Source organism: Cupriavidus sp. CuC1, from assembly GCF_044627735.1.
Classification (GTDB): domain Bacteria; phylum Pseudomonadota; class Gammaproteobacteria; order Burkholderiales; family Burkholderiaceae; genus Cupriavidus; species Cupriavidus ulmosensis.
In genome coordinates this window covers 23,374-38,899 of sequence record NZ_JBIUHC010000017.1, presented here as the reverse complement: position 1 = coordinate 38,899, position 15,526 = coordinate 23,374, and the positions used below count along the sequence as shown (strand labels likewise).

Genomic DNA, 15,526 nt, shown 5'->3' with positions numbered 1-15,526 from the left:
TGAAGGCCTTCGAGATGCTATTTCAAAAATCTGTAGCTCCCTTGCTGGCTCTACCGCGTCCGGCCAAGCGTCTGGTGGTTGTTGCACTGGATCTGGTGCTGGCCGTGGTTTCCGTTTGGGTCGCGTTTTATCTGCGCATAGACCAGACTGGCCTGCCACAGCAGCAGCAGCAGTTTGTCTACCTGCTCGCGCCGTTGCTGGCGTTTCCCATATTCGTTCGCCTTGGTCTATATCGGGCCATTTTCCGGTATACGGGCATGGCTGCCCTGGCGAGCACGGCCAAGGCCGTGGGAATCTATGGGGCTCTTTTTTTTGTTGCCCTGCTCCTGTTCAAGTGGGATGGCGTGCCGCGCAGCCTGGGACTGATCCAACCGATGCTGTTCCTGTTGATGGTCGGCGCCAGCCGGGCGATGGCCCGTTTCTGGCTGGCAGGGTGGTCCCGCAAGTCGCGCTATTCCGAGGGTCGTCTATTGATCTATGGGGCCGGGGAAGCGGGGGTACAAACGGCGTCAGCCCTGGGCGTGGCGCACGAGTTTGTGCTGCTGGGCTTTATCGATGACGACACCGCCAAGGTGGGGCGCAGCATCAATGGCGTGGATATTATGGGGTCAGACGAGGTGGCCGATGCTGTCGATCGAATGGGGGTAACCGACATCTTGCTGGCGATTCCCTCCTTGGACCGCGCGCACCGCAATGCCATCATTGCTCGCCTGAGGGACTTGCCGGTTCACGTGCGCACGCTTCCAGGCATGGTCGACCTGGCCTCCGGACGAGTGACGGTACATGATTTCCAGGAACTGGATGTGGAGGATCTTCTCGGGCGCGCACCTGTGCCTCCGGACGCCGCCTTGCTTGCGCGGAACCTCGCAGGAAAAATAGTGTTGGTTACCGGTGCCGGCGGCAGTATCGGCAGCGAGTTGTGCCGCCAGATCATCCTGGAGCGGCCGCAGCAGCTTGTGCTTGTGGAGCACAGCGAATTCGGGCTCTACACCATTCATCGAGAACTGGAAAGCCTCTGTACCGAGCATGCGCTACGGGTGCAGATTGTTCCGCTGCTGGCAAGCGTCGGAAATTTCGGGCGCCTGAAGGAAATCTGCCATCTCTATCGGCCTGCTACGGTCTATCACGCGGCGGCCTACAAGCATGTGCCCCTGGTGGAGAGCAATCCGTCCGAGGGGGTCCTGAACAATGTATTCGGAACACTCAACATGGCGCGCGCCGCTATGGAGAGCGGGGTTGCGCATTTCGTTCTGGTCTCAACCGATAAGGCTGTGCGACCTACTAATGTCATGGGGGCGACGAAACGGATGGCAGAGCTTGTACTGCAGGCACTGGCCGCCAGCGAAAACGTTCGATTCCTCATGCCGGACGGTACCCAGAGCCAGGAAATCAGGAATGGCACGGTGTTTGCCATGGTGCGTTTTGGTAACGTGCTGGGTAGCAGCGGAAGCGTGGTGCCGCTATTCCGCAAACAATTGCGTGAGGGCGGCCCCGTTACTGTGACGCATGAAGAGGTGACGCGTTACTTCATGACTATCCCTGAGGCTGCCCAACTGGTCCTGCAGGCAGGCGCGATGGCCCACGGCGGCGATGTGTTTGTGCTGGACATGGGCTCGCCCGTGAAGATCATGGATCTGGCGCGGCGCATGGTGAAATTGTCCGGGCTGACGGTACGGGATGAAGACAATCCAAGCGGCGACATCGAGATCAAGGTAACCGGCATGCGCCCTGGAGAAAAACTATATGAGGAATTGCTGATTGGCGACAATCCAGAGGGTACTGCCCACGAGCGGATCATGAAGGCGAGGGAGGATTTCGTGGCCTGGTCCCAGCTGGCACCAGTGCTTGTCGCAATGCGACATGCTGCCGTTGAGAACGATGAGGTAACAATAAAGGCCATCCTGAGACAATTGGTGCATGGATATAATCCGCAGCCTGCCTGCGCCGAGGGAAATGTGGTCGAGGCTTGAGTGCCGCCTGCCGATGCGTACCGCGTCGCTCGGTGTTTCGGAGTTAATATGCGAAGAAAAGTAATAGTAGTTTTGTTGGCTGCGTTGGCAGGTGCGGGTATTGGGGCTGCGCTGGGCTATGGCCCGTTGCTGCGCTACAAGTCCGAGGGCGTACTCAGTGTCGAGATGGGCACCGCGGAGTACAGGCGAATATCCGAGTTGGCGAACGACTCCAGTACCGCACGGCGGTTCGCAAAGCTCGTGCCGCCTAAAGGTCTGGACGCGGGTGAGATTGATCGTCTTGTCAGGGAGGTGGCGCAAGGTGATTGGCAGAAGCCAGTGCCAAGGATTAGCAAGGCCGATGCAAGGGAGCTCCCAGACCTTCTGCTCCAGCTGGAACAAGAGCGTGAGAAGGCGGAGCGTGACAGGGCCCAGGATGACCCGGACCGCAGACCACCGGCAAACGTGTATCTGGGCGTTCGCCTGACGGCCATCGCCCCCACGCCAGTCGAAGCCGCCAATGTGGCCACTTGGCTAGGCGCCTATTTCAAGGACATGGCCACCTTATCCGCGGTTCGCCAGCAGGTATCGGCGTGGACCGCGGAAAACAGGCAATTTTCTGACCGTGCCTCGGAACGCCGGCTCAAGTATCAGTTTGATATTGAGCAGGCACAAGTCCGCGCGACGGCGCTGAAGAAGGTCATTGCCGCCTATCCAGATTCCGCGCGACGCGAAGCGTCACAAGTTGTTGATGTACGCAAGGACAATGAAAAATTCATGTCGCCAATGGCGCAGCTGGTTGCCGCTGAATCGGAGGTGATCACCATTCGGGAGAAGATTCAAAAGCTTGATCGGGAACTTCAGCAGCAGAGCTTCATGAAGGCGTTGACCGTTGAAGCGGCAAGCGCGCTGGCGCAAGTGCATAGCGGAAGCGATAGCGTGGTTAGGATCTCCGCTGTGATCTCGGAATTTAACAAGAAGATCAAGACGGATGCCGAGCGGGAAAAACTGTCGACGCTAACCGCGGACATCTCCGTCATCACGGCGCGGTTCCTGTCGCAGCCTCAATTTGTAGCCGAGCCTTCCGTGCCGGATCGGCCCGAGCGTCCGCGCCCCTTGATGGCGATAGTGCTGATGGCAGTTCTTGCAGCACTACTAAGTGCTATGTTCCTATGGCGCGATACGCTGTTGAAAGCGCTGCTGATACAAGGCAAGAATAAGGCCTAAGTGCCTGGGTCGTCTCGGAGATGTCGCCTCCCGCCTGGTTTATCGCAGCGCTCAACCAGGCGGCAGTGCGGCAACGTGAAAGGCGCGGCGCGCGGCAGACGTTAGCCAGCCTTTCGAGCGAAATCGCAGGTGACTCAAGTCGATGGAGGCTGCCCCATCAGGCCCTGCCACTGCTCCACAATCCGCTCTTGCGAAAACCGGAGCGCTTTCTGCCGCGCACCGTCGCCCAGCCGCGTGGTGTCGTTCCGATCGCGTATGAGGCCCAGTAGCGCCCGGGCAAGTGCCTCGCTGTCGTCTACCGGCACCAGCAGCGCATCATGATCCGGTGCAAGCAGTTCGCGCGGACCTGTCTCGCAATTCGTGGAAACAATGGGAAGACCGAACGCCATGGCTTCGACCAGCACCAGGCCGAAGCCTTCATAGCGTGAGCTAAGGCAGAATATCGACGCTTGCTCGTAGGCGAGCGTCACATCGGAATATGCCCCCGGAAGCCGGACCGAGGCGCCCAGGCCCAGTTGCTCACGCAAGGCTTCCAGCGCCGCACGCTCCTCGCCTTCGCCCACGATCATCAGCTCCCATTCCGGCGCCTGCGCGGCGACCAGCGACCAGGCGCGCAGCAGCGTATCGAAGCCCTTGGCCGGCACCAGGCGCCCCACCGCGAGCACGGTCGTACCTGTCCGCGGGGCGGCATGCGCGGGCATCGGGAAGGGTAGCGGGTTGGGGATGCAGACGACCGGGCAGCGCGGGCGCAGCGCTTCGATCCATCGCTTGCGGTCGCGCTCGGTCAGTACCACGATTTGTTCCGCAAAGCGCGCGGCAAGCCGGCGCGCAAACCGGCGGGCGGGCTTGCCGAGGTCTTCGTCGAAGTGACAGTGCTCCCACGCGGTATGCCGTACATTCAGCCCGAGCGTTGCGGGCTGGGTGAACAGGGTAAGCATGGTATCCACCTCAATCAACTCGCGAATCGCAAGGCGCTTGATGAGGCGACGGATGCCAAGCACGGTCGAGAGGTAGGCGCGCTTGAACGAAGGCCGCTCTGCATGCACCGTGACGTGGGTGACGGCAGGATGCAGTGCGAAGACGCTGTGCTCGTCCCAGAGGCTGATGACGTAGACCGGATATCCCTTTTCTGCCAGCGCATTGGCGATGACAGCCGTCATGCGTTCCGCTCCCGCGAACGCGTTCAACGTGCCGGTAAGGAAACCGATGGCGGGTAATCGATTCATGTCGCCACGGCCCGCATTGGCTGGTTGCTGCGCACCCAGAGGCAGATGCCGAAGACGACAGCCACGGCGTTGGACAGCGCATAGCCGACGAGAGCCCCCCATACGCCGTATCTCGGGACCGCCAACATGTCGAAGGTAACCGTCACGGCCAGCACCAGTGCCCACTTCAACGCTATCCATACCGGACGGCGATGATAAACCTGCAGCAAGGTCAGCCCCACGTCGATGAACAGCAAGGTGGAGGCAAGCGCCGCGAACTCCAGCAGGCTGGCGGACGAGGCGAACGCGTTGCCATAGAGCAGATGGATGATCCAGGGCGCGCCGAGGGCGATCACGGCGCCGCCACACAAGCCGATCAGGCCCATGCCCATCGCAATGCGCGCAACGTTGCGCCGCGCCGCGGCAGGTTCGGTCTTGCCATAGACATAGAGTGGCGCGATGCCGGCGGCGAGAATGGTGGCCAGCATCGTGTAGTTGTCCACGATTTGCATGGTGGCAGCATAGGCGCCGAAGTCGGCCAAGGTGACCGAAGGCTGCAGGATTAGCTGATCCGCGCGGCGCGCGCCCATCATCAGCATAAAACTCATCCAGAACAAGGCGCCACCGGCGAAAAGCTCTTTGATGAGCGGCGCCTCCAGTCGAATGCGGTGGAACTTCACCCGCAGGAAATAGTAGGACCCCAGCAGCAAGGCGGCGATGCTCGCCTCAAGCATGAAGGCGCCGGCAAAATAGGGCGCCGCGTGCAGTCCCGCACCGAAGAGAAGTGCAACCAACCCTGCTTTCGCGGATAGCGTGATCAGGTTGAAGAGCGTACTGGGACGATTGTTGGTGTGGGCTTGCATCCAGGCTACAACCACGCCGGAAGGTTCCTTGAGCAGGATTGCGACGCCGAGAATCAATGCAGTGATCCATGTCTCCGCCGGCGGCCGCGTGATCAGCAGGAATGCGCACATGAGCAGATAGCCCAGCAGGCCGCCAGCGGTGCGCAGCGCGAAGGCGTGCGCCAGCAGTCGGTGCTGTCCTTGGGGCGAGGGCGTTGCCACCAGGCGCGGCACCACCACTTCGCCGCCGCAGATCAAGGCTACCGATGCCGCGATCAACACCACCGCCTGCGCATACTGGAAATGCGCAAAACCTTCTGGCCCGAGCGCGCGAGCCAGCATGGCGACGATGCCGATCCCCGCGGCCACTTGCATGCCGCGTTCGACAAGCATCCACAGCAGATTGCTGGCGACCCGGCGCCGCATCAGACCGGCTCCGCGCTGGCCACAGTGGCCGGCGCCAGCAATCTCGCATAGCACGCCAGCCATCGCCCGGCCACTGACTGCAGGCCGAAGCGCGAGACGATACGCTGGCGGCGCGCAGCTTGCTGCGCCGGGGTGCCTGGCCCTGCTTCCAGGGCGCGGCGCATCGCTGACGCAAGAGCCTGCACGTTGCCGCGTGGCACGATCTCGCCGCACTCACCCAGCAGATCCGCCACCCCCGCGGCGTCGGTCGAAACTACGGGGCAGGCGCATGCCAGTGCTTCGCCCAGCGCGAGCGGCATGCCTTCGATGTCGGAGGAGAGCACGAACAAATCGGCTGCATTGAGCAAGGCGGTGATGTCCCGCCTGACCCCGGGCAGCATGACGCGTCCTTCCAGCCCGTGCCGGCGGATGGCTTGCGCAAGGGCGTCCCGCTCGCTGCCGTTCCCGGCAATCATTAGCCGGGTGCGGGAATCCGCATCGAGGGATGCAAATGCCTCGATCAGCAGCGCTTGCGATTTTTCCGGCGCCAGCCTTCCTACGTTGAGGATCAGACGGTCGTCCTGGCCAAGGCCCAAGTCCTTGCGGCAGGTTTCCCCGGCCACGGCATCCGGGCAGAATTGCGCCGTGTCGATGCCGTTCGGCATCACGACGATCCTTGCTGCGGAAACTGCACGGGCGTGAATCATGGCCTCGCGGCCCTGCGCGCTCACATGCGTATTGAGGCGGCTCCAGCGATCGGTCAGCCTGTAGGCGAGCATCAGCAGCCGGCCACCTTCGCGAACACTGTGCGCTGTGCAGAGGATTGGTGGCGCCGGGAACAGCGCCCCATAGACGCGGGCAAACAAATTGGCATGCACCATGTGGGCGTGAATGATATCCGGGCGCCACTCGCGCGAAAATGAACGGAAGCGCAACAGCGCGCTCGCCATCGAATAGGGCGTCTTGCGCATGTCGAGCATCACCGTGGCGATCGAAGGCGGCAGATGGACTTCGTGGCCAGGCCTCAGGCAGACGACGGCCACTGCATGCCCGAGTTCGGCGAATTGCCGCGCCAGTGCAGCGACCTGTTGTTCTGCGCCGCCGACCTTCAACCCCGTGGTGACCAAGAGGATGCGCATCGGCTTCGTGGATGGGGAAGGGTGAATTTGCTCGCTCACCGCGCCCCATACCCCGTCAACAACGTCCGCAACGTCTTCACCCCGATCAGCAAATCCAGCGCGAACGAACAATGCTTGACGTAATACAAGTCGTAGCTGAGCTTGGTCACGGTTTCTTCATGCGTGCCCACGTAGCCCTGCTGGACCTGCGCCCATCCCGACAAGCCGGGGCGCACTAGGTGCCGGTACGGGTAATACGGAATCGTATGGGCGAATTCGTCCACCATCGGCACCTGCTCGGGTCGCGGGCCGATCAGGCTCATATCGCCCACCAGCACGTTCCACAACTGCGGAATCTCGTCGAGCCTGTATTTGCGGATGACGCGGCCCACGCGGGTCACGCGCGGATCGCGGCGGGCGGCGAACTGCGCCGGCGCGCCGGCGTCGAACGCCATGCTGCGGAACTTGAACATCGTGAAGGGCTTGCCGAACAGGCCAACCCGCCCCTGGCGGAACAAGGCGGGGCCGGTGGATTCGAGGCGGATCGCTGCCGCCACGGCCAAGCCCACCGGCAGCGCGAGGGGGGCCATGCAGAGTACCGCGGCGAGGTCGATCAGGCGTTTGGCGAAGCTGTAGAAATAGTGTGCGGCGTAGTCGTCGAGGAAGTTCTCGTCGATGTGCGCGAGGCCGACGCGCCCGGTCAGCATCTCGCCGATCCGCTCGACCGAATACATGCGCACGTGGCTGAGCTTGAACTGGGCGAGCACGCGGGTGCGCTCGGGGTCGGCGGTGGCGTTGCGGTCCAGCATCAGGCCGTCGCAATGCACGGCTTCGTCCAGCGAGCTGATGGCCTGGAAGCGGGTGGGGCTGGCCGGCGCGGCGCCAGGCATGGCGAGGATCTGTTCGAGCTGCGCCAGCGTGGCGGCGTCGGTATAGCCGAACACGGGCACGTAGTTGCGCACGAAGCGCCGGTAGCCGAACCAGATCCAGCCCAGCGTGGTGAGGTAGCTGAGGAGCAGCGCGCCGCGTGAATATTCGAGGTGGAAGGCGGCGAAGACGAAGAGCAGCGCGGCAAAGGGCAGGGTGGCGGCCAGGCCGACCAGGCTGTTGCCTTCCATGGCGGGCAGGTGCAGGGAGCGGTGCAGCAGCACGAAGGCGAACAGATAGGGCAGCACCGACCACAGCAGGGTACGGGTGAAGACGTAAGTCACCAGGTCGGCGTGATGGGCGAACTCGGCCAGCACGATATTGAGACCGAAGAGCAGCAGACCCAGCAGCGCCCAGGCCAGCATGCGGCTGGCGCGGCGGATGGTTTCCGAGCCCTGGGGGCGGGTTAGCTGCGCCGGGCGCGCGACGCCATGGCTCTTGTTCATTGTCCGCCTGCTCCAGTGCCGGCAGCCGCGCGGGCGGCGCCAGGCTTGCCCGCCAGCGCTTGCTGGTAGACCGTCCAGGTGGCTTCGGCCATTGGCGCCAGGCCAAACTCCCTGGCCCAGCGTGTCCGGGCATTGCGTCCCAGGGATTCGCGCAGGGCGGGATCGCCTGCCAGCCGTGCAAGCGCGGCCGCCCAGGCAGGTTCGTCATCGCCGGCGACCAGCAGGCCGCTGGCGCCGCCATCCAGTTGCTCGCGGATGCCGGGGAGGTCGCTGGCGACGACCGGCAGGCCGGCGCGCATGGCCTCGAGCACAGAGAGCGGGAAGCCTTCATGGTCGGATGCCAGCGCGAAGGCCTGGGCCGAAGCCAGCAGGGCGGGGACGTCGGTGACCGGGCCGGCAAATTGCACGTGCCCAGGTGCCAGGGCGTCGGCCAGTGCCTGCAGGGCAGCCATTTGCGGACCCTCGCCTGCCAGTACCATCTCGCAATCGGGCAGGGCGGCGCGGGCAAAGGCGCGGATCAGCAGGTCGGCGCGCTTGGGAGCGGCCAGGCGCGCCACCATGACAATGCGCCGCAGCGGCGCGCCGGGCGTGGCCAGCGCGCCGCTGTCGGCGATGCCGTTGCGGATCACGCTGACCCGCGCGGCGGGGATCGGCAGCGACGCGGCCAGCGCGCGTTCGCCCTGCGCCACGCAGATCAGGCGGGTGGTGAACGGTGCCAGCAGCCACTCCATCACGCGCGAGACCAGGCGCTGGCGGGCCGGGGCGGCGGCCTTGAAGGCGAAGCCATGCACCGTATAGACAACCGGCACACCCAGCAGCCAGCCGGCCATCCGGCCCAGCGCGCCGGCCTTCGCGCTGTGCGCATGGATCAGGTCGGGTTCCGCGGCGCGCAGCGCCTTCAGCAGTTGCCTGAACGCGGCCAGCGCGCGCAACGGCGATAGGGCATTGTCCAACAGCGGCAGGCGTACGGTGCGGGCGCCGGCGGCCCGCGCGGTGGCCAGCAGGGGGCCGTCGCCTCCGGCCAGCAGGATGGGTTCGATCCTGTCGCGCAGGGCGTGCAGCAAATCGGCGACGTGCGTCTGCGCTCCGCCGATCTCGGAGTTCGTGATCAGGTAGGCGATGCGCGGGCGGTGCGGGTGGTGGCTGGGCAGGGGCGAAGGCACTGGGCAGATCGCAAGGGCGGGCTGGAGGAACAGAGCCGGGGCCGATCGGCAGGGCCGACGATCCGGCAAAACGTTCAAACCGGCACCTGGGCAGAAAAATGGGCAAAAAAACCAAAAAAAGCACTTAACCTTGGCTGGGCGGCTCTGGCCGCCGAACGCAGGCGGGAGGCGCGAACCCGACATCCGGGTCTGCCGGGCCCATCCGGCGCAATTTTCGGCAGCTTCGGCAGGCCGCGGCGGCGGCGTTCGTGCCGCCATGCGGGCTGGCTCGCTGCGCCATTTTCGAGCATAGCCGAACGATTATAACTGGCGTGCCTCTCGCAATCCGGCAAAATACCACCTTTGACGCATTTGCCCGCTGCGCCGGCTTCGGCCGGAACTGGCGGCCGGCAATGTCAACCGGTTCAACCGTCAACATTCAGGATGACCCATGCAAGCTGATTCTTCCATTTTCAAGGCCTACGATATCCGTGGCATCGTCGACAAGACCCTGACGCGTGACGTGGCGCGCGCGATCGGCCTGTCCTTCGGCTCCGCCGCCGCCGAGCAGGGCGAGCGCGCCGTGGTGGTAGGCCGCGACGGGCGCCTTTCCGGGCCGGACCTGCTGGGTGGCCTGGTCGAAGGCCTGCGCGCCGCGGGCATGGATGTGATCGATCTCGGCATGGTCGCCACGCCGATGGTCTATTTCGGCACCAATGTGGAGCTGGCGGGGCGTCGCGCCACCTCCGGCATCATGGTGACCGGCAGTCACAATCCACCCGACTACAACGGCTTCAAGATGGTGCTGGCCGGCAAGGCGATCTACGGCGAGCAGATCCAGTCGCTGCGCCAGCGCATCGACGCCGGCAAGTTCGCGAGCGGCGCCGGGGGCTACCAGCAGGTCGACGTCCGCAAGCAGTACCTGGACCGTATCGTCGGCGACATCAAGCTGGCGCGCCCGATGAAGATCGCGCTCGATGCCGGCAATGGCGTGGCGGGCGCCTTCGTCGGCGACCTGTTCCGCGCCCTCGGCTGCGAGGTCACGGAGCTGTTCTGCGAGGTGGACGGCAACTTCCCCAACCACCATCCCGATCCAGCCCATGTGGAAAACCTGCAGGACCTGATGCAGTGCCTGCGCGACACTGACTGCGAGCTGGGCCTGGCCTTCGACGGCGATGGCGACCGCCTGGGCGTGGTGACCAAGGACGGCGAGGTGATCTTCCCCGACCGCCAGCTGATGCTGTTTGCCGAGGAGATCCTGTCGCGCAATCCTGGCCAGCAGATCATCTACGACGTCAAGTGCACCGGCAAGCTGGCGCCGTGGATTCGCCAGCACGGCGGCGAGCCACTGATGTGGAAGACCGGCCATTCGCTGGTCAAGGCCAAGCTCAAGGAAACCGGCGCGCCGCTGGCCGGCGAGATGAGCGGCCACGTGTTTTTCAAGGATCGCTGGTACGGGTTCGACGATGGCCTGTACACCGGCGCGCGCCTGCTGGAGATCCTGTCGAAGCATGCCGATCCGAGCGCGGTGCTGAACGCCTTGCCCAATTCCAACTGCACACCCGAGTTGCAGCTGAAATGCGCCGAGGGCGAAGCCTTCACGCTGCTGGACAAGATCCGCGCCAATGCGAAGTTCGACGGCGCGCGCGAGGTCATCACCATCGACGGCGTGCGTGTCGAGTACGCCGACGGTTTTGGCCTGGCGCGCCCGTCCAACACCACGCCGGTGGTGGTGATGCGTTTCGAGGCCGACAACGACGCCGCGCTGGCGCGCATCCAGGCGGAATTCAAACGCGTGATCCTGGCGGAAAAGCCGGACGCGCAACTGCCGTTCTAAGCGGATGCCGTTGACCGCGCCCCTGGCGGGAAAATCGGACAAATCCTCGACGCGGCATGCGCTTTCCGCGCGGCCGCGCATCCTGGTGGTCAAGGTCTCGTCGCTGGGCGACGTGGTGCATAACATGCCGCTGGTGCACGACCTGCGCGCGCGCTGGCCGGATTGCGAGATCGACTGGGTGGTCGAGGAAGGCTACGTCGATCTCGTGCGCCTGCTGCCTGAAGTGCGGCGGGTGATTCCCTTCGCCTTGCGGCGCTGGCGCAAGCGCTTCTACCAGGCTGCTACCTGGCGGGAGATCGGCGCGTTAAGGCAGGCCCTGCGCGAGGAGGCCTACGACGCCGTGATCGAGACGCAGGGCTTGCTCAAGACCGCCGTGGTGGCCCGCGTGGCTGACCGCCGCGCCGGTGCGCCGGTGATCGGGCTGGCCAATGCCACCCAGGGCTCCGGCTATGAGCCGGCTGCGCGGCTCTTCTATACCGAGCGGGTGGCCGTGCCGCGCCAGACTCATTCGGTGCGGCGTTCGCGCCTGCTGGGCGCGGCGCTCACGGGGCTTGCGCCGCCGGAGCCGCCGCAGTTCTTTGGCCCCGGCGCGCACACGCTGTATGTCGACGATTCGCTTTGGGCGAGCCTGCCAACGCGCTACGCGGTGTGTTTCCATGCCACGGCGGGCGCGAAGAAGAAGTGGCCGCTGGCCAGCTGGCATGATCTCGGCCGCCGCCTGGCGGAGGAAGGCGTGACCATGCTGCTGCCGTGGGGCAACGAAGGGGAGCGGCGCGCGGCTGAAGAGATCGCCGCCGGCGTGCCGCAGGCGCGGGTGCTGCCGCGCTTCACGGTCATGCAGGGCTTCGGCCTGATCAACCGCGCGGAAGTGGTGATCGGCGTCGATACGGGCCTGGTCCATATCGCCGCGGCGCTGTGCCGGCCCACGGTGGAGATCTATACGGCCACCTGGCGCTGGAAGACCGAGGGCTACTGGTCCGATGGCATCGCCAATGTCGGCGACGACGGCGTGGTGCCGCCGGTCGACGAAGTCTACGCCGCCGCGCGGCGCGTGCGCGGGTTGGAGCTCTGATGCTGCGCGCCTTGTATAACCTGCTCTGGCTGCTGGCGCTGCCCATTGCGCTGTTGCGCTTGGTGTGGCGAGCGCGCAAGGAGCCCGGCTATGTCCAGCATATCGGCGAGCGTCTCGGCGCCTACGGCAAGCTGCCGTCCGCGGGGCCATGGCTGTGGGTCCACGCCGTGTCGGTCGGCGAGACCCGCGCCGCCCAGCCGCTGATCGACGCGCTGCTCGCACACTATCCGGCACATCGCATCTTGCTCACGCATATGACGCCCACCGGGCGCCAGACGGGTGCTCAGCTGTACGGTGCCGAGCCGCGCTTGATGCAATCCTATCTGCCCTATGACCTGCCATGGCTGGTGCAACGCTTCCTGCGTTATTTCCGCCCAACCGCGGGCATGCTGATGGAGACCGAGGTGTGGCCCAACCTCGTGCGCGGTGCCCGCGTGGCGGGCGTGCCGCTGCTGCTGGTCAACGCCAGGCTGTCGCCGCGCAGCTTCCGCCGCACCGCGCGCTTTGGCCAGGCCGCGACGGCGATGTATCGCGACTTCACCGCGGTGCTGGCGCAGACCCAGGGCGATGCAGAACGCTTTCGCGCGCTGGGATTGCCCGCGGTGCAGGTGACCGGCAACCTCAAGTTCGATATGCAGCCGTCCGAGGACGGCCTGCGGCGTGGCCGCGTGCTGCGCCAGGGATTCGGCGCGCGCGCCGTGTTCGCCGCCACCAGCACGCGCGAAGGCGAGGAATCGCTGTTGCTGGAGGCGTTCGCGCGCTGGCAGGCGCTGAGCGCCGGCGTGCCCGGCGCCGTGCCGCGCCCGGCCTTGCTTCTGGTGCCGCGCCATCCGCAGCGTTTCGACGAAGTGGCAGCCCTGGTTACGCGTGCAGGCTTCACGGTGCAGCGCCGTAGCGCACTAGGCGATTCCGCCGGGTGGGAGCAGCCGGGCTTGCCGGAGCCGGTTACGGCGGATGTGCTGCTAGGCGATTCGATGGGCGAGATGGCGATGTACTTCGCTGCCTCGGATATTGCTTTTATCGGGGGCAGCCTGCTGCCACTGGGCGGCCAGAATCTAATCGAGGCATGCGCTGCCGGTACGCCCGTTTTGATTGGGCCGCACACGTTCAATTTTGCGCAGGCGACCGAGGATGCCATCGCTGCCGGTGCATGTCTGCGCGTGGACGATGCCGATAGCGTGATGAGCAGCGCTGGCACGTTGCTAGCTGATCCAGTGCGCCTTGCGTCAATGCAGGAGCAAGCACTGGCGTTTGCTAGCCTGCACCGGGGCGCCACCGCCCGCACGCTTGCTGCTCTGCATACTCTACCAGGCGGCGCTGGCCGAACTGGCGCTGCGCACCGGCTATGAGGTGCGGCTCAAGGCTGCAGTGGTGGCCTGTCAGTAGGACTGGGCTGCTTACCCTTGACGAGCGCGAGTACACTCGCCTACGATACGCACCGTTGCTGAGCGTTCCGGCTGTCAGTGGCAGTTCGCTCATTAAGGTGACACGCCGGCGTGTCCGCACGCGCTGGCATCTATTTCTTGGCATCGGCCGGCTTGAGCGCCGGTTCCGCTCCCATCTTTCCCGCCGGATACAGCGTGAAGAAGCTCCGCGCTACCCCCGGATCCCGGCAGTGAATCAGTCATCCCGCTCGGCGCGCGGCGTACGAGCTGAGGCTAGAGGCGGCAGTGGCGTCGTGTCAGTAGGTCAAACAAACCTGAGAGTGCACCCTGAACCGGTCTTGATCGATTCGGCCGGCGATACGGTGGGGGATCTTCTGCAATTCGCCCCGGATCTATAGCGTCAAGCGGGGGGCGTTTCGGGATCGGGTCAGCGGGCTGATAGACGCGATGACAGCTACCAATAGCTAGTAGTAGGGCAGTTTTGTACTGTGTTATTCTTGTCACAGATTGTGCTGGGATATGCTTGGTGGCGCCAGTGCCAATGATTCCTGTATGGAGCAAGAATGACCTCGGTTTCTGTGATCGATCAACCATGGCCGCAGCTACAGTTGGAAACTGTAGGCGCTTGCCCATACTGTGGCGGTACCCAGCGTGAGCGTGCCTACGAGGACGTTCAGGACTGGGCTTTTTATTGCGCTCCCGGGAAATGGACCTACTGGAATTGCAACGACTGCCAGGCGCTATACCTTGACCCAAGACCGGACAAACAGAGCATTGGCAACGCCTATACAAGATACTACACGCATGCTTTAGCCCCGCTTCGTCGGCTGGCAGAAGCATTGAAAAATCTGGTCAGGAACGAGTGTTATGTGCACTGGTTCGGCATGCGCCTAAGCCCTCGTCTTCATTTGCCCCGGCGGGCGGGCGCGCTGACCAACATGCTCAAGGGGAAGTTTGTCATTCCTTTTGGGGTGCCTGAGCTTGCGCAAATGCCACCAGGCAGTCTGCTGGACATCGGATGTGGTAGCGGCGGATTTCTGCTGTTGGCCAAACAAGCGGGCTGGCAGACGCTTGGCATTGATCTTGATAGCAAAGCATGCGAAGCCGCGCAGAGCAAAGGTCTACGGGTCGTCAACGCAAGCATCGAAGATGTCGCCAAGCTGGATGAAAAATTCGACTGCCTGTTCTGTTCCCACATCCTTGAGCACACTTATGATCCGAATGGTGCGCTATGCTCCATGAGATCAGTGCTTAAGCCGGGTGGCACACTGCTGCTATCCTTGCCAAATTCGCAAAGCACATTCCGTAAATTCTTCGGCAAAGACTGGCGCGGCCTGGAAGCGCCACGCCATATTGCCATTCCTTCTGCCGAGAGCCTGAAGGCTCAACTTGAGCAGCTAGGATTCCACGTGAGCGCAGTTCTACAGCCGACGACGTTCAATAGTGCTGAGTCGTTCAGGATCCGCAGGCGGTCCGATGTCCTGCTAGAAGAGGACATTCAGAAGGCACATGAGTTGAGCACGCAACTGTCGCCTATGGACTATCGAGAGGCGGATTTCGTCAACTTTGTCTGCAAGCTGCCCCTTCTTCCGCGGGCCGGAGAATGATCGCTTTTCGCCGACTGTCTCCGACCTAGCATTCATCGTATCGGAGGGGCGGACGCCCTCCGGGATATGCGACTGCGGGATCAGGCCGCAGGTGGCCAGGACGCTGTCGCGCCGGCCGTCGCCGTCCGCGCGCACGATCGGCGCTGCATAGTCCGGTCAGGTCTCAGTCTTTCAGTCCGCCAGCGGCGGCTCCACGCGGTAAACATCGCGCAGCAACTGGCGCTGCACCGGTGCGTAGTTATTGCACATCCGCTTCTCCTGGGAACGGGGTCAGAGGCAATTCCCGGCGCGCCTTGGTTACCACGCGCCGACGCTTGTCCTGCCCATATTGCCATGTTGCCGAGGCGAAAACCCTATCAATGCC

11 protein-coding genes are annotated in these 15,526 nt (G+C 64.0%); 6 read left to right on the top strand and 5 right to left on the bottom strand.

Annotated elements, in window-relative coordinates:
• The first annotated feature begins 14 nt into the window (after nt 1–14).
• Nucleotides 15–1,970, top strand: coding sequence for a polysaccharide biosynthesis protein (locus ACGLHR_RS10055; RefSeq protein WP_400093640.1), 1,956 nt, complete (start codon nt 15–17; stop codon nt 1,968–1,970).
• A 48-nt stretch (nt 1,971–2,018) separates the two neighbouring features.
• Nucleotides 2,019–3,176, top strand: coding sequence for a hypothetical protein (locus ACGLHR_RS10050; RefSeq protein WP_400093587.1), 1,158 nt, complete (start codon nt 2,019–2,021; stop codon nt 3,174–3,176).
• A gap of 134 nt (nt 3,177–3,310) precedes the next feature.
• Here the strand turns inward: ACGLHR_RS10050 and ACGLHR_RS10045 are convergent, their stop codons facing one another.
• From ACGLHR_RS10045 to ACGLHR_RS10025, 5 genes are read right to left on the bottom strand one after another with little or no spacing between them, the layout of a single operon-like run.
• Nucleotides 3,311–4,402, bottom strand: a complete 1,092-nt coding sequence (locus ACGLHR_RS10045) for a glycosyltransferase family 4 protein (protein WP_400093586.1) — start codon at nt 4,400–4,402, stop codon at nt 3,311–3,313.
• Nucleotides 4,399–5,649 (bottom strand): lipopolysaccharide biosynthesis protein, encoded by a 1,251-nt coding sequence (locus ACGLHR_RS10040; protein ID WP_400093584.1) that lies wholly within the window; start codon nt 5,647–5,649, stop codon nt 4,399–4,401. Before ACGLHR_RS10040 ends, ACGLHR_RS10045 begins: the two co-directional genes overlap by 4 nt.
• Nucleotides 5,649–6,767 carry a glycosyltransferase gene (locus tag ACGLHR_RS10035; RefSeq protein WP_400093583.1) on the bottom strand — a complete coding sequence of 373 codons (1,119 nt, stop codon included), beginning with the start codon at nt 6,765–6,767 and terminating at the stop codon, nt 5,649–5,651. Before ACGLHR_RS10035 ends, ACGLHR_RS10040 begins: the two co-directional genes overlap by 1 nt.
• A 35-nt stretch (nt 6,768–6,802) precedes the next feature.
• Nucleotides 6,803–8,119 carry a sugar transferase gene (locus ACGLHR_RS10030; protein WP_400093581.1) on the bottom strand — a complete coding sequence of 439 codons (1,317 nt, stop codon included), beginning with the start codon at nt 8,117–8,119 and terminating at the stop codon, nt 6,803–6,805.
• Nucleotides 8,116–9,282: a glycosyltransferase family 4 protein gene (locus ACGLHR_RS10025; protein WP_400093579.1), complete on the bottom strand. Its 1,167-nt coding sequence runs from the start codon at nt 9,280–9,282 to the stop codon at nt 8,116–8,118. Before ACGLHR_RS10025 ends, ACGLHR_RS10030 begins: the two co-directional genes overlap by 4 nt.
• 430 nt (nt 9,283–9,712) lie before the next feature.
• Here ACGLHR_RS10025 and ACGLHR_RS10020 point away from each other — a divergent pair, with 430 nt between their 5' ends.
• The 4 genes from ACGLHR_RS10020 (at nt 9,713) to ACGLHR_RS10005 (ending at nt 15,162) form a co-directional block, all read left to right on the top strand.
• On the top strand, nt 9,713–11,098 hold the full coding sequence (locus ACGLHR_RS10020) for a phosphomannomutase/phosphoglucomutase (RefSeq protein ID WP_400093577.1): 1,386 nt from the start codon (nt 9,713–9,715) through the stop codon (nt 11,096–11,098).
• A 10-nt stretch (nt 11,099–11,108) separates the two neighbouring features.
• Nucleotides 11,109–12,170 carry a lipopolysaccharide heptosyltransferase I gene (gene waaC / locus ACGLHR_RS10015; protein ID WP_400093576.1) on the top strand — a complete coding sequence of 354 codons (1,062 nt, stop codon included), beginning with the start codon at nt 11,109–11,111 and terminating at the stop codon, nt 12,168–12,170.
• Nucleotides 12,170–13,519 (top strand): lipid IV(A) 3-deoxy-D-manno-octulosonic acid transferase, encoded by a 1,350-nt coding sequence (waaA, locus tag ACGLHR_RS10010; protein WP_400093575.1) that lies wholly within the window; start codon nt 12,170–12,172, stop codon nt 13,517–13,519. The genes waaC and waaA overlap by 1 nt, the downstream gene beginning before the upstream one ends.
• Before the next feature lie 599 nt (nt 13,520–14,118).
• Nucleotides 14,119–15,162 (top strand): class I SAM-dependent methyltransferase, encoded by a 1,044-nt coding sequence (locus tag ACGLHR_RS10005; protein ID WP_400093574.1) that lies wholly within the window; start codon nt 14,119–14,121, stop codon nt 15,160–15,162.
• Nucleotides 15,163–15,526 lie beyond the last annotated feature (364 nt).